The organism is Lelliottia wanjuensis (assembly GCF_030238365.1).
In the GTDB taxonomy this organism is placed as follows: Bacteria; Pseudomonadota; Gammaproteobacteria; order Enterobacterales; family Enterobacteriaceae; genus Enterobacter; species Enterobacter wanjuensis.
In genome coordinates this window covers 132,916-155,917 of record NZ_JASSOT010000078.1, presented here as the reverse complement: position 1 = coordinate 155,917, position 23,002 = coordinate 132,916, and the positions used below count along the sequence as shown (strand labels likewise).

Annotated in this window: 22 protein-coding genes, 1 pseudogene and 1 riboswitch; of the genes and pseudogenes, 13 read left to right on the top strand and 10 right to left on the bottom strand. The window is 55.8% G+C overall.

All coding sequences use genetic code 11. The annotated features are described in order from the left end of the window. The first annotated feature begins 127 nt into the window (after positions 1–127). The 3 genes from QQF33_RS23880 to yegS all read left to right on the top strand — a co-directional run bounded on the left by QQF33_RS23880 (position 128) and on the right by yegS (position 3,125). A complete protein-coding gene (locus QQF33_RS23880) occupies positions 128–460 on the top strand; it encodes a YegP family protein (protein WP_282495036.1) in 333 nt (110 codons plus the stop codon). Between the two features lie 154 nt (positions 461–614). Next, positions 615–1,976: a prephenate-dependent tRNA uridine(34) hydroxylase TrhP gene (gene trhP / locus QQF33_RS23875; protein WP_285144088.1), complete on the top strand. Its 1,362-nt coding sequence runs from the start codon at positions 615–617 to the stop codon at positions 1,974–1,976. Between the two features lie 249 nt (positions 1,977–2,225). Then, entirely contained in the window at positions 2,226–3,125 is a 900-nt protein-coding gene (gene yegS, locus QQF33_RS23870; RefSeq protein ID WP_285144087.1) for a lipid kinase YegS, read from the top strand. A 91-nt stretch (positions 3,126–3,216) separates the two neighbouring features. Here yegS and QQF33_RS23865 read toward each other — a convergent pair whose 3' ends face one another. The 7 genes from QQF33_RS23865 to fbaB all read right to left on the bottom strand — a co-directional run bounded on the left by QQF33_RS23865 (position 3,217) and on the right by fbaB (position 10,968). Further along, positions 3,217–3,990, bottom strand: a complete 774-nt coding sequence (locus QQF33_RS23865; protein WP_285158725.1) for an ABC transporter ATP-binding protein — start codon at positions 3,988–3,990, stop codon at positions 3,217–3,219. Between the two features lie 9 nt (positions 3,991–3,999). Next, positions 4,000–4,863, bottom strand: a complete 864-nt coding sequence (locus tag QQF33_RS23860) for an ABC transporter ATP-binding protein (protein WP_285144359.1) — start codon at positions 4,861–4,863, stop codon at positions 4,000–4,002. Beyond that, positions 4,835–5,740 (bottom strand): ABC transporter permease, encoded by a 906-nt coding sequence (locus tag QQF33_RS23855; RefSeq protein WP_285144085.1) that lies wholly within the window; start codon positions 5,738–5,740, stop codon positions 4,835–4,837. Before QQF33_RS23855 ends, QQF33_RS23860 begins: the two co-directional genes overlap by 29 nt. Further along, positions 5,737–6,774, bottom strand: coding sequence for an ABC transporter permease (locus QQF33_RS23850; RefSeq protein WP_282495041.1), 1,038 nt, complete (start codon positions 6,772–6,774; stop codon positions 5,737–5,739). The genes QQF33_RS23855 and QQF33_RS23850 overlap by 4 nt, the downstream gene beginning before the upstream one ends. After that, positions 6,771–8,387 carry an ABC transporter substrate-binding protein gene (locus QQF33_RS23845; RefSeq protein WP_285149328.1) on the bottom strand — a complete coding sequence of 539 codons (1,617 nt, stop codon included), beginning with the start codon at positions 8,385–8,387 and terminating at the stop codon, positions 6,771–6,773. The genes QQF33_RS23850 and QQF33_RS23845 overlap by 4 nt, the downstream gene beginning before the upstream one ends. Positions 8,388–8,420: 33 nt before the next feature. Then, a complete protein-coding gene (locus QQF33_RS23840; protein WP_285149327.1) occupies positions 8,421–9,575 on the bottom strand; it encodes a mandelate racemase family protein in 1,155 nt (384 codons plus the stop codon). A 340-nt stretch (positions 9,576–9,915) separates the two neighbouring features. Next, positions 9,916–10,968: a class I fructose-bisphosphate aldolase gene (gene fbaB, locus QQF33_RS23835; RefSeq protein WP_285158724.1), complete on the bottom strand. Its 1,053-nt coding sequence runs from the start codon at positions 10,966–10,968 to the stop codon at positions 9,916–9,918. 252 nt (positions 10,969–11,220) lie between these two features. On the opposite strand from fbaB, the gene QQF33_RS23830 reads away from it, so the two are divergent. From QQF33_RS23830 to QQF33_RS23820, 3 genes are read left to right on the top strand one after another with little or no spacing between them, the layout of a single operon-like run. Next, complete coding sequence (locus tag QQF33_RS23830; protein ID WP_282495045.1) at positions 11,221–12,498, top strand: nucleoside permease; 1,278 nt, start codon at positions 11,221–11,223, stop codon at positions 12,496–12,498. After that, positions 12,495–13,499 (top strand): ADP-ribosylglycohydrolase family protein, encoded by a 1,005-nt coding sequence (locus QQF33_RS23825; protein ID WP_285144080.1) that lies wholly within the window; start codon positions 12,495–12,497, stop codon positions 13,497–13,499. Before QQF33_RS23830 ends, QQF33_RS23825 begins: the two co-directional genes overlap by 4 nt. Next, a complete protein-coding gene (locus QQF33_RS23820) occupies positions 13,496–14,452 on the top strand; it encodes a PfkB family carbohydrate kinase (protein WP_285158723.1) in 957 nt (318 codons plus the stop codon). Before QQF33_RS23825 ends, QQF33_RS23820 begins: the two co-directional genes overlap by 4 nt. Here the strand turns inward: QQF33_RS23820 and QQF33_RS23815 are convergent. From QQF33_RS23815 to thiM, 3 genes are read right to left on the bottom strand one after another with little or no spacing between them, the layout of a single operon-like run. Continuing rightward, the gene (locus QQF33_RS23815; protein ID WP_285144078.1) at positions 14,426–15,172 is read right to left on the bottom strand and encodes a GntR family transcriptional regulator; all 747 of its coding nucleotides are present in this window, start codon (positions 15,170–15,172) and stop codon (positions 14,426–14,428) included. The two genes, QQF33_RS23820 and QQF33_RS23815, sit on opposite strands and share 27 nt — an antisense overlap. A gap of 49 nt (positions 15,173–15,221) precedes the next feature. After that, a complete protein-coding gene (gene thiD, locus QQF33_RS23810) occupies positions 15,222–16,022 on the bottom strand; it encodes a bifunctional hydroxymethylpyrimidine kinase/phosphomethylpyrimidine kinase (RefSeq protein ID WP_285158722.1) in 801 nt (266 codons plus the stop codon). Then, positions 16,019–16,789, bottom strand: coding sequence for a hydroxyethylthiazole kinase (gene thiM, locus QQF33_RS23805; RefSeq protein ID WP_285149322.1), 771 nt, complete (start codon positions 16,787–16,789; stop codon positions 16,019–16,021). Before thiM ends, thiD begins: the two co-directional genes overlap by 4 nt. A gap of 36 nt (positions 16,790–16,825) precedes the next feature. Next, a riboswitch (TPP riboswitch) is annotated at positions 16,826–16,923 on the bottom strand. A 554-nt stretch (positions 16,924–17,477) separates the two neighbouring features. On the opposite strand from thiM, the gene QQF33_RS23800 reads away from it, so the two are divergent. The 7 genes and pseudogenes from QQF33_RS23800 to QQF33_RS23775 all read left to right on the top strand — a co-directional run bounded on the left by QQF33_RS23800 (position 17,478) and on the right by QQF33_RS23775 (position 22,997). Next, positions 17,478–18,041: a type IV secretion protein Rhs gene (locus QQF33_RS23800; protein WP_285144075.1), complete on the top strand. Its 564-nt coding sequence runs from the start codon at positions 17,478–17,480 to the stop codon at positions 18,039–18,041. Then, complete coding sequence (locus QQF33_RS23795; protein ID WP_285149321.1) at positions 18,038–18,367, top strand: putative T6SS immunity periplasmic lipoprotein; 330 nt, start codon at positions 18,038–18,040, stop codon at positions 18,365–18,367. The genes QQF33_RS23800 and QQF33_RS23795 overlap by 4 nt, the downstream gene beginning before the upstream one ends. 3 nt (positions 18,368–18,370) lie before the next feature. Further along, complete coding sequence (locus QQF33_RS23790) at positions 18,371–18,871, top strand: Hcp family type VI secretion system effector (RefSeq protein WP_285149320.1); 501 nt, start codon at positions 18,371–18,373, stop codon at positions 18,869–18,871. Positions 18,872–18,891: 20 nt separating this feature from the next. Continuing rightward, positions 18,892–18,996 (top strand): annotated as a pseudogene (locus QQF33_RS25975) (YrhA family protein); the annotation flags it as partial. A 743-nt stretch (positions 18,997–19,739) separates the two neighbouring features. Further along, entirely contained in the window at positions 19,740–20,693 is a 954-nt protein-coding gene (locus QQF33_RS23785) for a YadA C-terminal domain-containing protein (RefSeq protein WP_285149319.1), read from the top strand. 202 nt (positions 20,694–20,895) lie between these two features. Beyond that, entirely contained in the window at positions 20,896–21,357 is a 462-nt protein-coding gene (locus QQF33_RS23780; RefSeq protein ID WP_285144070.1) for a hypothetical protein, read from the top strand. A 263-nt stretch (positions 21,358–21,620) separates the two neighbouring features. After that, positions 21,621–22,997: a diaminobutyrate--2-oxoglutarate transaminase gene (locus tag QQF33_RS23775; RefSeq protein ID WP_282495054.1), complete on the top strand. Its 1,377-nt coding sequence runs from the start codon at positions 21,621–21,623 to the stop codon at positions 22,995–22,997. Positions 22,998–23,002 lie beyond the last annotated feature (5 nt).

The window sequence follows — 23,002 nt, the reverse complement described above, 5'->3', positions numbered from 1 at the left end:
CGCGCCGGTTAATATGTAAACGATATGTTTTCAGCCACTGGCAACTCCCTGAGAATCACCCATACTTTCAACGGCATCCTCCGATGTGACTTCCTGTTTGATTAACACTTTTGATCAAGGAGTTCTTATGGCTGGTTGGTTCGAACTAAGCAAAAGCAGTGACGGGCAGTTCAGGTTTGTTCTGAAAGCGGGGAACGGTGAAATTATCCTCACCAGTGAGCTGTACACCACCAGGGCTTCAGCAGAAAACGGTATTGCCTCTGTGCGTACCAACAGCCCGCACGACGAGCGCTATGAGAAAAAAACCTCGGCTAACGGCAAATATCACTTCAACCTGAAAGCGGCAAACCATCAGGTGATTGGCTCAAGCCAGCTGTATGCGTCCGAGCAAACGCGGGAAACCGGCATCGCCTCGGTGAAAAATAACGGGTCAAGCCAGACGCTGAAAGACCTCACCTAATCCTATTACCTCCGCCGGGCTGGCCCCGCGGCCACCCGGCGCTTTACCTCCCTCCCCCGCAGCGCTACAATGCCCGCCCTTAAAGTACGGGATCTCCCCTTACCGCTGCACCTGGTGTACGCGGATCTGACCTGTCATCAGAACGAGAACAAACATGTTTAAACCAGAACTCCTTTCCCCGGCGGGAACGCTGCAGAATATGCGTTACGCTTTCGCTTATGGTGCCGATGCGGTGTATGCGGGCCAGCCGCGTTACTCGCTGCGCGTGCGTAATAATGAATTCAACCACGAGAATTTGCAGCTCGGCATCAACGAAGCGCATGCCCTGGGCAAAAAATTCTACGTGGTCGTGAACATCGCGCCGCACAACGCCAAGCTGAAAACGTTTATTCGCGATCTCAAGCCAGTGGTGGAAATGGGTCCTGATGCGCTGATCATGTCTGACCCGGGTTTGATCATGCTGGTGCGTGAGAACTTCCCGGAGATGGATATTCACCTTTCCGTGCAGGCGAACGCCGTTAACTGGGCGACGGTCAAATTCTGGAAACAGATGGGACTGACCCGCGTAATCCTGTCGCGCGAACTGTCGCTGGAAGAAATCGAAGAGATCCGCACGCAGGTGCCGGAAATGGAACTCGAAATCTTCGTTCACGGCGCTCTGTGCATGGCCTACTCTGGCCGCTGCCTGCTCTCTGGCTATATCAACAAACGCGACCCGAACCAGGGCACCTGCACCAACGCCTGCCGCTGGGAATATAACGTCCAGGAAGGCAAAGAGGATGATGTCGGTAACATCGTGCACAAGCACGAGCCGATCCCGGTGAAAACCGTGGAGCCGACGCTGGGCGTGGGCGCCCCGACCGACAGCGTGTTTATGATTGAAGAAGCGAAACGTCCGGGCGAATACATGACCGCCTTCGAAGACGAGCACGGCACTTACATCATGAACTCCAAAGACCTGCGCGCGATCGCACACGTCGAGCGTCTGACGCAGATGGGCGTGCACTCGCTGAAGATCGAAGGTCGCACCAAGTCTTACTATTACTGCGCCCGCACCGCACAGGTGTATCGCAAAGCGATTGATGACGCCGCGGCGGGTAAACCGTTCGACACCACCCTGCTGGAGACCCTTGAAGGTCTGGCGCATCGCGGTTACACCGAAGGCTTCCTGCGCCGTCACACCCATGACGATTACCAGAACTACGAGCACGGCTACTCCATCTCCGAGCGCCAGCAGTTTGTCGGTGATTTCACCGGCGCGCGCAAAGGGCCTCTGGCCGCCGTCGCCGTGAAAAACAAATTCACCAAAGGCGACAGCCTGGAGCTGATGACCCCGCAGGGCAATATCAACTTTACGCTGGAGCATCTGGAAAACGGCAAAGGCGAAGCGATCACCGTTGCCCCTGGCGACGGTCACACCGTGTGGCTGCCGGTGCCGGAAGAAGTGGAGCTGGAATACGCGCTGTTGATGCGCAATTTTGCCGGTGAAAGCACCCGCAACCCGCACAACAAGTAGTTGAGCAGGGGTATTTTTTCGTCATGGGATAATTCTTAGAAACGGATCACATACCGCTTCGTTCAATAAGGGTATTATCCCCAGCGCTGAAAAACATAACCCATAAATGCTAGCTGTACCAGGAACCACCTCCTTAGCCTGCGTAATCTCCCTTACGCAGGCTTATTTTTTGCCTTTCATCCTGTTCTTACGCGCTTTTTCCTTCCCTGAGATACACTCTTGATAGAGCTTAAAAGGGAGCAACCTTGGATGTCGACCTATCCGGATAGTTTACTGATCCTCAACGGCAAAAGTGCAGGCGATGACTTTCTGCGCCAGGCGATTGCCGATTTGCGTGAAAATGGCGCACAAATTCACGTCCGTGTGACCTGGGAAAAAGGGGATGCCGCACGGTATATCGACGAAGCCTGTCGGCTGGGCGTCGCCACTGTTATCGCCGGTGGCGGTGACGGGACCATCAATGAAGTGGCGAGCGCGCTGATTGAGCGTGACGCCGCACATCGCCCGGTGATGGGCATTTTACCCCTCGGCACCGCCAATGATTTCGCCACCAGCGCGGGCATTCCTGAGAGTCTGGACAAAGCGTTGCAGCTGGCCATCGTCGGGAAACCGACGGCGGTGGATATCGCCCAGGTCAATGAGAAAACCTGTTTTATCAATATGGCGACGGGGGGTTTTGGCACCCGTATTACCAGCGAAACGCCGGAGAAACTCAAAGCCGCGCTCGGCGGGGTGTCGTATCTGATTCACGGTCTGATGCGCATGGATATGCTCAAGCCCGACCGCTGCGAGATAAACGGCGAGAACTTCCACTGGCAGGGTGACGCCCTGGTGATTGGGATTGGTAACGGACGTCAGGCGGGCGGCGGGCAACAGCTGTGCCCCGATGCGCTGATTAATGATGGTCTGTTGCAGCTGCGGATTTTCACCAGCGACGGGATGTTACCCGCTCTGTTCACCACCCTGACCCGCCCGGAAGAGAGCCCGAACGTGCTCGACGGACAGTCCGCGTGGTTTGAAATTATCGCCCCACACGGCATGACTTTTAACCTCGACGGCGAGCCGTTGAGTGGGGAGCATTTCCGTATTTCGCTGCTGCCCGGCGCGCTGGAGTGCCGGTTGCCGCCGGATTGTGTGCTGTTGCGCTGACGTCTTTGCCCGGCGGCGCTACGCTTGCACGGGCCTACAAAACCGTAGGCCGGGTAAGGCGCAGCCGCCACCCGGCAACAAAAACCACCACTCAATACGCCGCCACCTCCCGCGCCATCTCGCGGGTGTACTGCTGGCTGGCGTTCACCAGCATTCGCGTGTAGTCGGTGCGGGCGTTTCCGGCGACCAGTTCATCCACGGTCAGGGTCTCCAGAATCTTGCCGTACTGCATCACCGCCACTTTCTGGCACAGATGGGCAATTACGCCCAGATCGTGCGTCACCATCAGATAGGTGAGATTCGACTCGCGCTGCAGCTCCGCCAGCAGATTTAAAATCTCCGCCTGCACAGACACGTCCAGCGCCGACGTCGGTTCATCCAGCAGCAGCACCTGCGGCTGCAGAATCAGCGCTCTGGCGATCGCCACGCGCTGGCGTTGGCCGCCGGAGAGCTGATGCGGATAGCGATCACGAAACGCCCGGTTCAGCCCTACTTTATCCAGCAAACTGTGGATGCGTCGATCGCGGTCGGAAATGCCGTGGATTTGCAGCGGCTCTTCCAGAATATCGCCGATGGTGTGGCGCGGATGCAGCGAGCCGTACGGGTCCTGAAACACCATCTGCACCCTTCGACAGCGTTCGGCGTTGATCTTTCGCCCAAGCCGGGTGCCGTCGATCGCCAGCTCACCGTCCCAGTGGGTAAACAGCCCGGCCAGACATTTCAGGACCGTGGTTTTGCCGGACCCCGACTCCCCCACCAGGCCGTAAATCTCGCCGGCTTCAACCCTGATGTTCACATCACTCAGCACCTGACTGCGCTTTTCACCCTCGCCAAAGGCCAGGTTGAGGTTTTTAATCTCGATCATCTCTGCTCCTTATTCATTGAGCCAGCTGGCCTGGCGCTGCAACACTGGCAGCACCGGACGGCGATGGTGAAGTTCCGGCAGGGCGCTGATTAAGCCCTGGGTATAGGGATGTTGGGCGTTATGCAGATCGCAGGCGGCGATGGACTCCACCACCCGCCCGGCGTACATCACCAGCACCCGGTCGCAGAAGCTGCGCACCAGGTTGATGTCGTGGCTGATAAAAATCAGCCCCAGCCCGCGGGATTTCACCAGGTCGTCCAGCAATCCCAGCACCTGCAAACGCACGGAAACGTCCAGCGCAGAGGTCGGTTCATCGGCAATCACCAGCTCGGGATCGGTGATCAGCATCATGGCAATCATGATGCGCTGCCCCTGCCCGCCGGAAATCTCGTGCGGATAGAGATGATAGACCCGCTCCGGCTGGCGGATGCGCACCACGTCGAGCATCTCCAGCACTTTGGCTTTCGCCTCGGCTTTGCGCCCCGGATGGTGCGTCAGCCAGGCTTCAGCGATCTGCGCCCCAACGCAGACCACCGGGTTCAGCGAGTATTTCGGGTCCTGCATGATCATCGAGATGCGCTTCCCGCGAATGCCACGCATTTGCGCCTCGCTCACCGAGCGCAGATCGACGTCGCCAAACTGCATCTGGGTGGCGCTGATCCGCGCTTTCGCCGGATGCAGGCGCAGCAACGCGCGCCCGACGGTGGATTTCCCGGAGCCGGACTCGCCGACAATCGCCAGCTTTTCGCGCCCGAGCTGGAAGGAGACGCCGCGCACGGCGTGGGTCACCGCGCCGCCGTTGATAAAATCGACGTGCAGGTCGCGCACGTCGAGCAGGGGAGCGTTATTCGCTGCGAGGATCGAGGATGTCACGTAGGCCATCTCCTAAGAAGTTGAACGCCAGGCTGTTGATCAGGATCGCCAGCCCCGGAATAGTCACGACCCACCAGCACTCCATCATGTAGGTGCGGCCGCTGGAGATCATCGCGCCCCACTCCGGCTCCGGCGGCTGTGCGCCGAGGCCGAGAAAGCCCAGACCGGCGGCGGTCAGGATGATCCCCGCCATATTCATGGTGATGCGGATAATCACCGACGGCAGGCACAGCGGCACGATATGTCGCCACAGCACGCGCACCGGGGACGCCCCCTGCAAACGCACCGCCGAGATAAAATCGGCCTGGCGCAGTGAGAGCGTTTCCGCCCGCGCCAGACGGGCAATCGGCGGCCAGGCGGTGATCGTAATGGCAATCACCACGTGCTCCAGCCCCGGACCGAGGGCGGCGACAAACGCCAGCGCCAGCACCAGGCTCGGGAACGAGATAAAGATATCCGTCACCCGCATCAGCACCGCATCCACTTTGCCGCCGAAATACCCGGCGGTAACGCCCAACAGCAGGCCGAGCGGCCCGACGGTAACCGACACCAGCAGCACGATATACAGCGTGATGCGCGAGCCATACACCAGGCGGCTGAAGATATCGCGGCCAAACTCATCGGTGCCAAACCAGTGCTGCGCGTTCGGCGCGACCAGCGCGTTGTTGAGGTCCTGCACCAGCGGGTTGTACGGCGCAATCAGCGGGGCAAAGGCGGCGACGATCAGCAGCAGCAGAACAATTCCGCCGCCGATCGCCGTCAGCGGGTTGCGCGCCATTTTGCCGACAAAACCCGCCCCACGGTTCAGGGTGCGTTTGATTCGCTGACGGCCTTCGCTGCTGCGCGCCCCCAGCGGCGTATCCAGAGAAACGGTCATGATTTCGTCCTCGGGTCAAAGAGTTGATACAGCATGTCGGAGAGCAGGTTGAGCATCACAAAGATAATCCCCACCAGCAGCACGCAGCCCATCACCGCATTCATGTCGCCGAGCAGCAGGCTGCCCGTGAGATACGAGCCAAAGCCTGGCCAGGAGAAGACGGTTTCAATCAGCACCGCCCCCTCCAGTAGCGAGCCGTAGGCCAGCGCCACTACCGTCAGGAGTTGCACCAGAATGTTGCGAAACGCGTGATTCCAGACAACCTGCCGCTCGGTTAAGCCCTTCACCCGCGCAGTGATGATGAACTCCTGCGAGAGTTGCGCCAGCATGAAGCTGCGCGTCATACGGCTGATGTAGGCCAGCGAGTGGAAGCCGAGCAACGACGCGGGCAACACCAGATGGTTAATGGCATTCCAGAACACGGCGCTGTTTCCCGCCAGCAGGGCATCGACGGTCATCAGCCCGGTCCGGCGCGGTACGATCCCGTCCAGCCCTAAATCGAGCCTTCCCGCCCCGCCCACCCAACCGAGCCAGGCGTAGAACAGCAGCAGCCCCATCATCCCGACCCAGAAGATCGGCGTGGAATACCCCGCCAGACTGATAATGCGCACCACGTAATCCGACAGGCTGTTGCGACGCGCCGCCGCCAGCACGCCCAGCGGAATGCCCAGGCCTGCGCCGACGATAATCGCCATCGTCGCCAGCTCCAGCGTCGCCGGGAAGACGCGCAGAATATCGTCCATGACCGGTTTGCCCGTCAGCAGCGCGTTACCGAGATCGCCGTGCAGGAGGTTGTTCAGGTAAATGCCGAACTGCGTCAGCAACGACTGATCGAAACCCAGCTGGTGATAGACCTGCTGATAGGTGCTGTGGTCGGCGTCCGGGCCGACAATCGCCAGCACCGGATCGACCGGCATCACGCGCCCGATGAAAAAGGTCAGCAGCAGCAGGCCAAACAGCGTCACCAGCACCTGGGTCAGCCGCTTCGAGAAACGGCGGGTGCGGGAGCCGGGAGAGAGGATCGCCACGCTCATTGTTCACCTCCAGTTTTATAGACTTCCCGCAGGAACGTGGTGGCCGACGGGTGCGACTGGAAGTTTTTGACTTCATTGCGCACCACGACGGAATCGACCATTTGCGACAGGGGAATCATCGCCGGGATCAGTTCGTCGTAGCGCACCTGGATCTGCTGATAATCCGCCACCTGCTTTTGCGGATCGCGTTCCAGCAGCGCTTTGTCGATCATCTCGTTGAGAGGCTTATCGTAGAAACTGGTGCGCCAGCCCTGGAAGTTGGTGAGCCGCGCCTCGTCGCTGTTGTCCGGGTTATAGACCAGAGCGCGCAGGCTGGAGTGCGGATGCGGCTCGACGCCGCTCCCGCCGCGGCCGACCAGCATGTCGAACTTACGCTCGCGCATCGCGCCGTAAATCTGGTTCCCGGTGCCAGTGATGATTTTGGCGTTGATCCCCGCCTGCATCAGCGTGGACTGCACGGCGATGGCGATATTAAGGAACGGCTGATCCGCCAGCACGCGCAGAGTGGTATCGAAACCTTCCGGATAACCGGCCTCTTTCAGCAGCTTTTTGGCGCGCGGAATATCCAGCCGATAGCCTGGGTCCGGCAGCGTCGACGGCATCCCGGCTTTGATCGGCCGCTGATGCAGTACACCGTAGCCCGGCATCAGCGCTTTGTTGATGCCCTGATAATCAATCAGATAGCGCACCGCTTCGCGCACCTTAGGGTTAGCGAAGTGCGCCTCTTTCATGCTCATCGCCACGTAATAAACGGTCCCCTTCTGCACGGCTTCGACCGTGAGCTGAGGGTCTTTGCGCAGGGCGTTGATGTCGGACACCGCCATGTTGCTGGCAATATCCAGGTCGCCTTTCTCAATCATCAGGCGCAGGGTTTGCGACTCCTGAAAATGGCGCAGCACGACGCGGCTCATTTTTGGCTCTTCCCGCCAGTAGTGCGGATTGCGCTGCATACGCAGCACATCTTTCGCCTGCCAGGTGTCGAGCATAAAGGGGCCAGAACCGGCTTCGTTGGTGGTCAGCCAGCGGTTGCCCCAGTCGTTGTTCACTTCATGAGATTGCACCGTTTTGCTGTCGAGCACGCCCAGATTGCCGAGCGCCCCGAGGGAGTAAATCACCAGCTGCGGATCGTTCGGTTTGGGCAGCACGATCTGCACGGTGTAGTCGTCGGACGCGCTGATTTGCTGGTCGATGTTTTTCTTCGAAAAGCCGTAGGATTTCCACACCGACGCCTGCGCCAGATTGAGATGCAGCAGGCGGCGCATCGACCAGACCACATCCTGCGCGGTGAGCGGATTACCGGAGTGGAATTTGACGTTATCGCGCAGATGGAAAGTCAGGGTTTTGCCGTCCGGCGCGATCTCCCAGGATTTCGCCAGCGCGGGCCGGACGTTGGTCAGTTCGTTCGGGTCGAGTTCCACCAGCGAATCGTAGAGATTCACCACGATGCCGACCACTTCGTTGCCGGTCATCGCCGCCGGGTCGAGGGTCAGCAGGTTGTTCATGTTCATACCGATGATGAGCTGGTCGGGCGGTGTTTTGGCGTACACCGCGCCGCTCCCCATCATCAGCGAGAGCGCGAGTAAACACGCTCTGCACAGAGGAGTTTGTTTCATGTATATATCGCCTGTAGGGTACGTTTTTATGTGTCAGTCGTGGCTGACTGTATTGGCTTCGATATACGCAAAATTGATGTCTTCGCCGAGCCCCGGGCGATTCGGCAGGCTGACCATGCCGTGTTCATCCATCGGGTCGACCAGGCTGTGGAGATACGCCGCCGGTTGGTCGTAATCGAGGAACGGGTGCAGCAGGCCGCGCTCATACCAGCGGCAGTTCTTAATCGCGCCGATCACCGCGAGGCTCGCCGCGCCGTTGCCGTGCACTTCGCAATCCATGCCGAAGGATTCCGCGAGGTTCGCCACTTTCAGCGTCGGCGAAATCCCGCCTACGCCGTTAGCCCCTGCACGCAGAATGTCGCACGCCCCGGCTTTTACCCAGTCGGCGCGGCTGTGATGTTTTCCGCCCAGACTTTCCGGGCCGATAATCGGGATCGACAGGTTTTCCGCAAGCCAGGCGTAGGAGGCCATGCTCTCCTCTTCCATTGGCTCTTCGAACCACGCGAAGTTGAGTTTTTCCAGCTCTTTGCCGATGTACAGCGCTTCGGTACGGCTGTACCAGTGATAGCCGTCGATCATCAGATCGATATCCGGCCCGACCGCTTCCCGCACGGCGGCGCAGGCTTTGACGTCCATTTTCGGGTTTGGCGCAAACGAGACGGGTGGCATCCAGGTGTGCAGTTTTATCGCTTTGTATCCGCGCGCCACCAGGGTTTCGGCAAAGCTCGCGTACTCGTCCGGCGTCGACAGGCCACCCGGCAGATCGTCCCCGCACATGGTGCTGCCGTAGGCCGGCACTTTATCGCGATAACCGCCGAGCAGTTTCCACACCGGCATATTCAGTTTTCGGCCAATCAGATCCCACAGCGCCTGCTCGATGAACCCGAGGGCGCGCTCCGTCAGCTGGTGCGCGCTGCCGCGCTGCCAGTGCGCCAGCTCCTGCCAGATTTTTTCGCGGTTGAACGCATCCTGGCCGACCAGCACTTTGCGAAAGAAGGTATTGACCACAAAGGGACGCACCACTTCCGGCGGCGCAAAGGCATACCCTTTGGTGCCGTCGTCTGCCGTGATCGAGAGCATCGCCATTTTGGCCAGGCTTTCGAGGCCAGGATGCGAATGCCCGGCGCTGTCGGAGACCCGTCGCGTCGGATACTGGAAGACGGTGACGTTTACAGATTCAATTTTCATTATCAGTCCTTAACACAACAGAGGTTCAGAGCGACTTCGTAATTTGAAAAGCTGTTTCGAAAGTAACTTTAAGCGCAAAATTCGTCCGCTGCCTTAGACAAATTCCGCTAAGCATCGGTCATTTATTGGGCATATGCACGGCGAGGAGTGACACTTTTCACAAAAGAGAGGGGAAGTGTGAAGTCGATCGGGATGGGTGTTTGAATGAAATGAAAAAGGGTTTCGGGTTTAAGTGGGAGTGCGGTCTGGGCCCCTCACCCCGGCCCTCTCCCCAAGGGAGAGGGAGAAAACCGGATAGTCCCCTCTCCCTGTGGGAGAGGGTTAGGGTGAGGGCAACAAACTACGCGATACTCACCTTCGTATCCAAATACACATCCTGCACCGCGTTAATCAGCTTAACCCCCTCGGCCATCGATTTTTTAAACGCCTTACGACCGAGGATCAGCCCCATACCGCCTGCGCGTTTGTTGATCACCGCCGTACGCACCGCGTCGGTCAGATCCGTTTCACCGCCAGCCGCGCCGCCGGAGTTAATCAGCCCCGCGCGGCCCATGTAGCAGTTGGCGAGCTGGTAGCGCACCAGGTCGATCGGGTTATCGCTGGTCAGCTTGCTGTAGACGCGGTCATCGGTGTAACCGAAGTTCACCGCCTTGTAGCCGCCGTTATTCTCAGCCATTTTCTGCTTCACGATATCCGCGCCGATGGTCGCCGCCAGATGGTTCGCCTGGCCGGTGAGATCCGCCGAAACGTGGTAATCCACGCCATCTTTCTTGAACGCGTTGTTGCGAAGATAGGCCCACAGCACCGTCACCATACCCAGCTCGTGCGCACGTTCGAACGCCGCTGAAATCTCTTCAATCTGACGACGGGACTGCTCGGAGCCGAAGTAGATCGTCGCCCCCACCGCCACCGCGCCCAGATTGAACGCCTGCTCAACGCTGGCGTACAGCGTCTGATCGTATTCGGTCGGGTAGCTCAGGGTTTCGTTGTGGTTCAGCTTGACGAGGAACGGAATGCGGTGCGCGTAGCGGCGCGACACCGAGGCCAGCACGCCGTAAGTGGACGCCACGCAGTTACAGCCGGCTTCGATCGCCAGCTCCACGATATTCTTCGGATCAAAGTAGAGCGGGTTGGCGGCAAATGACGCCCCCGCGGAGTGCTCGACGCCCTGGTCAACGGGCAGAATGGACAGATAGCCCGTTCCGGCGAGGCGTCCGGTGTTGTACAGCGTCTGCATGTTTCGCAGCACCGCAGGCGGGCGATTGTTATCCATCATCACCCGATCAACATAGTCGTGGCCCGGCAGGTAGAGCTGATCGGCTGGAATAGTCATACAACGATGCTGTAAAAGGCTGTCGGCGTCTTTGCCAAGCAGCTGCGCAATATCAGTCATAGCGATGCTCCCGTAAGTTCCGACATCATGTCGGAGCGTGATATCCATACCCACAAATTTGTGAGCAGACTAAGCCTGGACCCGACTTAGCTTAATTTCCAGCCGGCGCCAGGTTTTTCAGCACAATCTGCTGGCTCGTTTCGTGTACAACAAAACTGTTACATCGATCAAACAATCGCGACAAAGGTATTTGAAAGGTATTATTGAGTGGTATGTTAAAGGCGTACCCTCTCTGACATGCAGGATTAAACAATGAAAACGAAAGTCCAACTGTCATTCATGATGTTTGTTGAATGGTTTATCTGGGGCGCGTGGTTCGTGCCGCTGTGGCTGTGGCTGAGTAAAAGCGGCTTTACCGCCGGGGAAATTGGCTGGTCTTACGCCTGTACGGCTATCGCTGCGATCCTCTCGCCGATCCTCGTCGGCTCCCTGACAGACCGTTTCTTTGCCGCGCAAAAAGTGCTGGCGGTGCTGATGTTTGCCGGAGCGATTCTGATGTACTTCGCCGCCCAGCAGACCGAGTTCAGCGCCTTCTTCCCGCTGCTACTCCTCTACTCCCTGACCTATATGCCGACGATTGCCCTGACCAACAGCATTGCTTTTGCTAACGTCGACGACGTCGAGGCCGATTTCCCGCGCATCCGCGTGATGGGCACCATCGGCTGGATTGCCTCCGGCCTGGCCTGCGGATTCCTGCCGCAAATGCTCGGCTACAGCGATATTTCTGACACCAATATTCCTCTGCTGATGACAGCGGGCAGCTCCCTGCTGCTGGGCGTCTTCGCTCTGTTCCTGCCGAACACCCCGCCGAAGAGTACCGGCAAGCTGGATATCAAAGTGATGCTGGGGCTGGATGCGCTGATTTTGCTGCGCGATAAAAACTTCCTCGTGTTCTTCTTCTGCTCGTTCCTGTTCGCGATGCCGCTGGCGTTCTACTACATCTTTGCCAACGGTTATCTGACGGAAGTCGGGATGAAAAACGCCACCGGCTGGATGACCCTCGGCCAGTTCTCTGAAATCTTCTTTATGCTGGCGCTGCCGTTCTTCACTAAGCGCTTTGGTATTAAAAAGGTCCTGCTGCTGGGCCTGATCACCGCCGCCATCCGCTACGGCTTCTTCGTCTTCGGCGGCGCGGACCAGTACTTCACTTACGCCCTGCTGTTCCTCGGCATTTTGCTCCACGGCGTGAGCTACGACTTCTACTACGTCACTGCCTATATCTACGTGGACAAAAAAGCGCCCGCGCACATGCGTACCGCAGCGCAGGGGCTGATTACGCTGTGCTGCCAGGGCTTCGGCAGTCTGCTGGGCTACCGCCTGGGCGGCGTGATGATGGAAAAAATGTTTGCCTATAAAGAGCCTGTGAACGGGTTGACCTTCAACTGGGCCGGAATGTGGGCGTTCGGCGGCATCATGATCGCCGTCATCGCCGTGCTGTTTATGCTGTTTTTCCGCGAATCGGATAAAGAGATCACCGCCATTGAGGTGGATGATGCCGATACCGCGCTGACACGAGGGGAAGTGAAATGAAAGCAGAACGTATTCTCGGCGCCCTGTACGGGCAGACGTTGGGGGATGCGATGGGCATGCCGTCTGAGCTGTGGCCCAGAAGCCGCGTGAAAGCCCACTTTGGCTGGATCGACCGCTTTTTACCGGGTCCGGCAGAGAATAACGCCGCCTGCTATTTTGGCCGCGCGGAGTTTACGGATGATACCTCCATGGCCCTGAGCCTGGCGGATGCGATTATCGAGTGCGACGGGCAGATTGATCCCGACGCCATCGGCAGGCATATCCTGCTGTGGGCCGAAGAGTTTGATGCCTTTAACAAAAACGTGCTCGGCCCGACGTCGAAGATTGCCCTGAACGCCATTCGCGCCGGGAAACCGGTGAGCGAGCTGGAAAACAACGGCGTCACCAACGGGGCAGCAATGCGCGCCTCGCCGCTGGGCTGCCTGCTCCCGGCCACTCGCCTTGAGCATTTTGTCGAGCAGGTGGCGCTGGCCTCCAGTCCGACGCACAAATCGGATCTGGCGATTGCCGGGGCGGTGGTGATCGCCTGGGCCATCTCTCGCGCCATCGACGGTGAAAGCTGGCAGAACATCGTCGACGCCCTGCCCGGCATCGCGCGTTATGCCCAGGAGTCTAAAACCACCACCTTCAGCGCCTCGCTTGCCGCGCGTCTGGAGCTGGCCCTCAAAACCGTGCGCGAGGCCAACGGCATTGATTCCGCCAGCGAGCAGATTTACCAGCTCGTCGGCGCGGGGACCAGCACCATTGAATCCGTTCCGGCGGCGATTGCGATGGTCGAACTGGCCGGGACCGACCCGAACCGCTGCGCGATTTTATGCGCCAACCTCGGCGGGGACACGGACACCATCGGCGCGATGGCGACCGCCATTTGCGGCGCGCTGCACGGCGTGCAGGCGATCGATCCGGCCCTGAAAGCGGAACTGGACGCAGTGAATCAGCTCGATTTCAACTACTACTGCGATCACCTGCTGAACTATCGGGAACAAAGAGAGGGCGCATGAGTACAGACCTGTCTCGCAAACTTGAGACGCTGACCGCCCGGCGTCCGGTAACGGTGCTGGGCGCGGCGGTGATCGACGTGATCGCCGATGCCTACGCCCTGCCCTGGCGCGGGTGTGACATTGAATTAAAACAGCAGGGCGTGAACATCGGCGGCTGCGCGCTGAATATCGCCATCGCCCTGAAACGCCTCGGCATCGCGGCGCAAAACGCGCTGCCGGTCGGCCACGGCGTGTGGGCGGATATTATTCGCAACGCGATGGCGAAACAGGATCTGCACAGCGCGGTTGAAGCCGAAAGCGGCGATAACGGCTGGTGCCTGGCGCTGGTCGAGCCGGACGGTGAGCGCACTTTTATGTCGTTCAGCGGCGTGGAAAATCAGTGGCAGCAGAGCTGGCTGGACGGGCTGGAGATTCCGGCGCACAGCCTGGTCTCGCTCTCGGGCTACCAGCTCACCTCACCCTGCGGTGAACTGCTGACACGCTGGCTGGAAGGGCTAACGGACGTGACGGCGTTTATCGATTTCGGGCCGCGCATCGCGGATATCCCTGATGCGCTGATGGCGCGGATCATGGCCTGCAAACCCATTGTGTCGCTTAATCGTCAGGAAGCGGTGATTGCGGCGGAGCGTCTGGGCGTTAACGTGGAAGCACTCGGCAAGGCGTGGCAAGCGCATTACGCCTGCCCGCTGATTGTGCGGCACGACAAAGACGGAGCCTGGTATTACGACGGCGACAGCGCCGGGCATGTTCCGGCGTTTGCCGCCACGGTGGTGGATACCATTGGCGCGGGCGACAGCCACGCCGGTGGCACGCTGGCCGGGCTGGCAGCAGGATGGGCGCTGCCGGATGCGGTATTGCTGGGCAATGCGGTGGCGGCGTGGGTGGTCAGCCATCGCGGCGGCGACTGTGCGCCGACGCGCGAGGAATTACTCCTCGCACACAAAGACGTATAAATCACTGCGACAGTAGCTAATGCTGTACTCAATCGGCCGGTGTTGCTGGTCAAGCGCAACTTGCTTGATCACCAGCACCGGTATTTTTTCGTCCATTTTGATGTGTAACTGGAATTCGCTGTCCGGCATCCGGGCGCTGACGCGCGAGCGGGTGCGCTGCGGGAAGATATTCTGACTGCGGAAATAGTCATACAGGGAGATGCCGATAGCGTCGGGATCCTGAATCAGTCCGACCGGCACCCAGGACTCTTCAATCGACACGGCGTCGTCATCCACGTAGCGAATGCGCTTGAGCATAAACACATCGCTTTGCGGCGCGATGGCAAGCTCCGCCGCCACCTCGTCCGGGCACGGCACAATCCGCTTATTCACCCACAGGGTATTGGGCTTTTTGCCGCGTAAAACCACCTGCTGGGAAAACCCTCGCGCTTCCTTGAGCGAATATTCAAAGATGTTGTTGATTTGCGTGCCGTATCCGCGCGCGCGCGTCACCACGCCCTCTTCCTCCAGCGCCTGCATCGCCTTGCGCACGGTGATGCGTGACACCCCGGTCAACTGGCTCAGATCGCGCTCACCCGGCAAAATATTGCCATGCTCCAGTATTCCGCTGCGCACGGCGTTTTTGACCGTCTCAGCAAACCTGAGGTACAGCGGGGTGTTATCCCCCGCCGCGATCCGTTCATTCAGTTGAGCAATTAACCGGGTATGCGCTTGTTCCATCTCTGTTTTCCTGGCCGAAAATCTCTAGCCAGTATACTCGCTCAGCCCGTTACCACCATGCATGAAAATGGTGAACCGGGCCAATACCGTGACCGACCTCCAGAGTATCGGCTTTGGCGAGTGCCAGCGAGAGCCAGGCTTTGGCCTCCTGCACCGTATCGGCCCAGTTTTCGTGGCGCGGGCGCAGCGCGGCCAGCGCCGCCGAGAGCGTACAGCCGGTGCCGTGGGTGTTTTTGGTGATGACGCGCGGGGCGGTAAATCGCTGCGCGCCGTCGCGGGTAAAGAGCCAGTCCGGGCTTTCGGCGTCATCCAGATGACCGCCCTTCATCAGTACCGCTTCGCAGCCGAGCGCCAGCAATGCGCGGCCCTGCTCTTTCATCTCCTGCTCCGTGCGGGCGTGCGGCGTATCGAGCAGCGCGGCGGCTTCGGGAAGATTCGGCGTGATAAGCGAGACTTGCGGCAGCAGTTTTTTGCGCAGGGTTTCAACGGCGGACGCAGAAAGCAGCGGATCGCCGCTTTTCGCCAGCATTACCGTGTCGAGCACCACATTTTGCACCTGATAACGCGTCAGGCGTTCGGCGACGGCTTCGACAATATCCGTCTCGGCCAGCATGCCGATTTTGGTGGTATCAATGCGCACGTCGCTGAACACGGAATCCAGCTGGGCGGCGACAAAATCCGGCTCAATGCGGTACACCGATTGCACGCCTCGGGTGTTTTGCGCCACCAGCGCGGTAATGACCGAGCAGCCGTAGGCCCCGAGCGCCGAGAAGGTTTTGAGATCGGCCTGAATGCCCGCCCCGCCGCTTGGGTCGGTGCCTGCAATGGTGAGTGCGTTAATACGTTTCATGCCTGCGCCTCCAGGTTCCAGAGGGCGTCGATAAAGGCGCAGGCAAAACTGCCCGGCCCGGCGCTTTGCGACGCCGCGACGCTCCCTGCGCGCTTCATCCATCCGCAGGCGGCGGCAACATTATCCAGCCTGTCGCCCGGCAGCGAACAGCTGGCCGCCACCACCGCCGACAGCGCACAGCCGGTGCCGACTACGCGGGTCATCATCGGGTCGCCGCCAGCAATGGTTTTCGTTCGCTGACCGTCGGTGACGTAATCCACTTCGCCCGTAACGGCGACAATAGCGTTGGTCTGGCGCGCCAGCGCCTGTGCGGCGGGTAGCGCCCTGGCAGCGGTATCGGTGGTGTCCACCCCGCGACCGCCCGCGCTCATCCCGGCAAGAGCGAGAATTTCCGAGGCATTTCCGCGGATGGCGGCGGGTTTGAGCGTCAGAACTTGCTGACAAAAACGGGTGCGAAACGCGAGCGCGCCAACGCCGACAGGATCGAGCGTCCAGGGTTTTCCCGCGGCGACCGCACTTTCAATCGCCCGGCGCATCGACTGCGCGCGTGGCGAGGTGAGTGTGCCGACATTGATCAGCAGCGCATCCGCCATGGCCGCAAACTGCTCCGCCTCTTCGGCTTCAATGACCATCGCCGGGGAGGCGCCGAGGGTGAGCAAAATGTTAGCAGTAAAGGTTTGCACCACATCGTTGGTCATGCAGTGGGTGAGTGGCGAACGGGTTCGGAAGTGATGTAAAACGTGTAAATCGAGCAGGTCAGGCTGCATGGTTTCGCTCCTGCCTTGCGTCAAGAAGCGATAGCCGTGAAAGGCATCTGACTTCCCTACGCTGGCATTATCCAGATCAGGTGGTACGGGTATTTCTCAGCCTTCAACGAAGAAGGGCACCCCGAGTCAAATCATTTATAAAACAATCATTTACACATTGAAAATGTGTAGGTATTTAGTGTAACCGGGGCATAGTCGCAGGAGCAAGAATTTTCGATTTATCACAGTTGTTATCACACCGGAAATAGACAAATCACGTAATCAATCACCTCAATGTGTTCACCCGCTCGAATAGTCGATGAATGAATCAGGAGCATAGGAAAGTACGGATTTGACAAGCTAATCCTACACCCGGTATCGCTTCTTCACCACCAGGCAGGAGGTAACCAAAAGACTAACAACACCAATAAAAGAAAACCAAACACCTAAAATCAACATTAGAGGAAAAATAAAAGTAAACTATTATGCTCTTCCTTTATCGTTCCCTTATGCTTTTCTCTCTATTGTGGCCTCTAGCTTTCGACGAATCCGTTTCTTAGCTGGCGATATTTAGCAACACTAAATCTTGATGTTATTTCACTTAAATCCATTTAATTTTAGGAGCCTTCTCGGAAAAACCTTTTCCTTACTTGATCCTTTTGGTAGTACGATTAACGATCAATACCTACAAGGATCAGAGGGATATTGAATGCCAGTTGATGAAAGTATAAAACCCACATCAGGAACCCCCATTGTAGCTGGAGGAATCAGGCAACTTACGTTAGGTGAGATAGCTCTCGCTAAAACGCTTTTCGGTGGAAGCCTCATTTATAGCCGCATTTGGGTACATCGTGAAAGCTACCTCCCCTTCAACATGCAACCTGTAGATGTTGCTATGACTCCTAACGGCGAACTATGGTTTAGAGAAGGAACCTATTCACCTGATTTTTCATTAGAGCAAGACCTACAAAAGAAACATAGATTCATGCACGAAATGGTTCACGCATGGCAAGCACAAAAAGGTATGTTTGTTAGAACAAGAGGCTTATTTTCTCGCTTCGCTGATTACAGTTATACCTTAGATAAAGCTGATTTCCTCCATTATGGATTAGAACAACAAGCATCAATAGCTAGTGATTATTGGCTACTTGTCACATATGGCTTTAATAGAGATACATCTTATTTAGCAGAATACCAAGATTACAATCCTAGCTTATCTACTCATGAATTAATAAGAAGATACAAAGCCGTGTTAAAGGGTTTCCCTGGATGAAAGGATTACTAATACTACCTGTGATATTTCTTCTTTCAGGCTGCCCTGGTGGAGGTGTGCCAATTGCTGAACATCGTAGCATTTTTAGAGAAGGTGATACGATTTGTTTCACTGTAAATAAAACAGACGTGCTTGATCGTTATAGCGTTTACTATTGGCCTGACAGGAAATATACAGTTATCAAAGCTGATGATAGAGTTTCTTTATCATACCCTGACACCTGTTTTAAAGTTAAGTTACATAATGGCTATCAGTACAATATTGCATATAGCCTTAATGGTAAAAGTTATTCAGATTCATTTTTTATTGATAAAGACGGGAATTAAAATATGTCATTACCAGCTTATTTGTTTTTATATGATGAAAATGGGATGAAAATTCCAGGGGATTGTATGGCGTTAGGTCGTGAAGGTGCTATTGAGATAATGAATAGTAGCTATGGTGTACGCCAACCTGTAGATAGAGTTACAGGAAGCATGACAGGCTGTAGAATACATGACCCTATCACATTACATAAGCAACTTGATAAAGTAAGTCCTTACCTTGCTGTTGCCGTTTGTGAATCAAAACGATTGCAGAAAGCAGTGATAAAGTATTATGAAATTGTAGAAGCAGGGATAGAGGTAGAAATCTATAATATCACGCTTGAAAGTGTCGTTATCTCATCGGTAGATTTTACCCATGTGTACTATCCGGGTAGCTCTAACCCTAACATGCACGAGGTTGTAGGGCTTAAATTCCGTGGGATTGAATGGAATTATGTTAGAGGGAATATCAAATATGATGACGCATGGATGAAACCAGCACCAGAAAGTCAGAATGCTAAATAAGAAATCATGGGGCTTCAATAACAAATCCATTTGAAATTACAGATAATATAGGTACAGAAAATGTCTTTGATTCCTGTTCTAACTTCACCGATTTCTTATCAGAGATACTTGATACAGTAGCGTAACCTGTGCAGGGGTTTAAATGCCGCTCCGGTACATGAATAGGTGTCTAGGATGTTATTTTATTAATGCCGAAATATGAATTTCAATCTCTTTTTCAATGAGGAAGTGTAAAAAATGTGTGTTGCAGCTGTTATCGCTTAGATTGTTTGCTTGTTTGGATACGTAACGGCGTCGAGTGGCAGTATTGCTGGCTAGAGGATCGTCCTTAGAAGGTGGTACGGGTATTTCACAGCCTTAACGTGGAAGGGCACCCCGAGTCATTTGGTACAAAACAGCTTACTTTTTCCAGCTTAGGGGAAGCTGCTTGTTGGCGTAAGCCCCCCCCTACCGTTTATCGCTTCTTCACGCTGTACCTTGACACGAAAAAGTAGCCACCTGGTAAGCCCGGATACGGACTATAAACGGCAAGTGAGAAAATTAATCTTATAGGCAACGATTCAAGGAGCTTTACCGCCCTCCCCTCAAACTTATTAAACATTATAAAAAGCGCCACCTCACCTTCATCTGTAAGTATACATTGATATAACGAAATTAAATTGTATCTATATTGTAGTTGCCTAATCATCATTATAAAACAGGGGTGTAAACCGCCTGTTTTATCACCTTAAACAGGTTCGCATAAGAACATTCGCATGATGTAGATCAATAATTTCACCATCACATTCCGGGATATTTCACCGCTATTATCAATGTATAAAATTACGCATTGATACATTTCCTCTTCTTTATCTGTGGTGATAGCAAAATGAAATTAGTTAATTTTAGAAAATCTACAATTGCGGTAGTTGTATTTGGTGCGTTTGTTGCATCCACTTGTGCAAACGCCGTGACTCCTGCTTCTGATGTGCAACTTTCTACAGGTATGGATCTGGAAACTCACCTTAATAACGAATCAGGGCGAGTAGATGGTTTATCTAGTGACATGTGGAACACTGAGCAAGCTGTAAAAACTAACGCTGATGATATCAAAACTAACAACAATCATATTGTTGCTGTTGAGCAAGATCTTAACAGCACTAAGAACGGCGTAGTAGTTGTACAAAGGGAAGTCGTTCAAAACGCTTCAGATATCCAGGCTAACAAAGATTCTATTGCTGCTAACAAAACCGCTCAAGACACGGTAAACCACGGTCTTACCGACGTTAACATTCATCAAGATACGTTGATTAGTGGGAACACCACGCGCATTAATGCGTTAGAAAATGCGCCTAAACCTAAAGATGGGGCTAAAGGTGATAAAGGCGATAAAGGTGATCGCGGTTTAGCCGGTGCAACTACCACCGTCACTAAAGTCGATACGGCGACACAGGCGAAAGTCGCAAGCAATAGCGTAGCGATAGCTGAGACGGCGAAACAGTCTGCGAATGTTGCTAAAGATCTGCAGGACGCAAAACAGTTCCTAAACCAGCAGCAGAGCAGCAGCAATGCGCAATTTAAAAGTCTGAAAGACGAAATGGATGACAATAAAAAAGAGTCCCGCAGCGGCGCGGCGTCAGCCATTGCGATTGCGTCGATGCCACAGGTGGAAGCTGGCCAGTCGGTGATGTTCTCCGCAGGCGCGGGAACCTTTAAAGATGAACAAGCGCTGAGCGTGGGCGCCTCCTTCCATGCAGGTACATCGACGGTCATTAAAGCGGGTGTCAGCGACTCCACAAATAATGATTTTGCGATGGGCGCGGGAATCGGCATTGGTTTCTGATAAACCGGCTCATCGTAATTGAATAATTCACCTGTACCCTTTGATGATAGCCATCATGATAAAAATAATAGTTTGTTCTGCTGTTCTTTATATTTTACTGATGCTGACCGGTTTTTGGCTCGGCACCCTGTATAGCGATTATTTCTCCTGTCGTCAGCTGTCCCTGGCTTTAAATTATGTCCATTGTGATTGAGGTTAATAAATGAAGAAGTTACTGATGATTGCCCTGGCGGTTTCCGCGCTTTCTGCCTGCTCCTCCCCTGCTGAACGCATGGCGAAGTGTGAAGCGCAGGGCGTGAGCCGGGATACCTGTTATCTGGCGGAACAAAATCGCACCACGGCGATGAACGCCGTGGCTGAAAAACAGGCGCTGGAGAATGCCGCTAACGCCGTGCAGCATGCGCAAAGCGCCAAAGTGCAGGACCCGCTGCGCGAGGCGTCATTTACCGCCAACGGCATTAACGCTACGGTCAGCAACGGCTTTTTCACCGCGAAAATCAACGGTAAGAAAGCCGTGGTGAAGCGTTTTAATGCGAATAGTTATGAAATCAAAGGGGCGGGATACGTTCTCTCCATCACCCTTGATGACAACGGGATTACCGACGCGTCATGGAATAAAACCCACGGTCGCGATAACGGTTTACTGCAGTTTACGCAGAAGTAATGTTAAGGCGGCTAACGTGCCGCCTTTTTTGTCTCCTGCGCGGCGAGGGATTTGTACGACGAAGCGGCAGATTTTTGCTATCGAAAACATCGGGTTATTGACCACTTTTTACCCCCCCTCTTTTGTAACAAAACAGTAAACAAATTAACCATTGAGCCACGCGCCAAAAGGCTCTATATTGGCCGCGTTTTTTACTCGCTACATCCTTAACTAACTATTTATTCAATCGAGGCGCATAAGACTGCCCCGGTTGTAGGAGTGATATGATGACGGATAAAGTCCGTATTGACACCGCAGATGCCCACAAAAGCAACGAAACCTATCTGGCCCGTCAGGCCGAGTTTGAATCAAACGTCAGGAGTTATCCTCGCAAACTGCCTTTAGCGATCACTAAAGCAGACGGCGTGTGGATTACCGATGCAGATAATAAAGAATACCTTGACTGTCTTGCAGGCGCGGGCACCCTCGCGCTTGGCCATAACCATCCTGATGTGCTGAAAAGCATCCAAAATGTCATTACCAGCGGCTTGCCGTTACATACGCTCGATCTGACGACTCCGTTGAAAGACGAGTTCTCGGAATACCTGCTCTCCCTGCTGCCAGGCCAGGGCAAAGAATATTGCCTGCAGTTCACCGGCCCGTCCGGCGCAGATGCGGTGGAAGCCGCGCTGAAGCTGGCGAAAAAGGTCACCGGTCGCAGCAGCATCATCAGCTTCTCTGGCGGTTATCACGGGATGACCCACGGCGCGCTGTCCGTGACAGGTAACCTGTCACCGAAAGAAGCGGTCGATAACATGATGCCAGAAGTGCAGTTCATGCCTTACCCGCACCAGTACCGTTGCCCGCTGGGTATCGGCGGTGACGCGGGCGTGAAAGCGCTGACCTACTACTTTGACAACCTGATCAACGACGTCGAAAGCGGCGTGCGTAAACCTGCAGCCGTGATTCTGGAAGCGGTTCAGGGCGAAGGCGGCGTGAACCCGGCTCCGGCTGAGTGGCTGCAGCGCATCCGTAAAGTGACTCAGGAACACGGCATTCTGCTGATCCTCGACGAAGTTCAGGCGGGCTTCTGCCGTACCGGCAAGCCGTTCGCCTTCGAACACGCGGGTATCGAGCCAGACATCATCGTCATGTCCAAAGCTGTCGGTGGCGGTCTGCCGCTGGCCGTGCTCGGTATCAAAAAGCAGTTCGATGCCTGGGCACCGGGTCATCACACCGGCACCTTCCGTGGCAACCAGCTCGCGATGGCGACCGGCCTGACCACGCTGAAAATTCTGAAAGATCAGAACATCGCCGACAAAGTTGCCGCTCAGGGCGAATGGCTGAAAGGCCAGTTGGCTGAGCTGCAGCAGCGTTATCCGGTGATCGGCCACGTGCGTGGTCTGGGCCTGATGATCGGCATCGAAATCGTGAAACCGAACGAAGCGCCAGATCACATGGGCTGCTTCCCGGGCGATGGCGATCTCTCCGCGCTGATCCAGAAGAAATGCTTCGAAGCGGGCCTGATTCTGGAGCGCGGCGGTCGTAACGGCGTCGTTCTGCGTCTGCTGCCATCCCTGCTGATTAGCGATCAGGAGCTGAAAGTCTTCCTGGATAAATTCGAGCAGGCGCTGCTTGCTGCGGGCGTTCGCCCGGTCTAACGGAG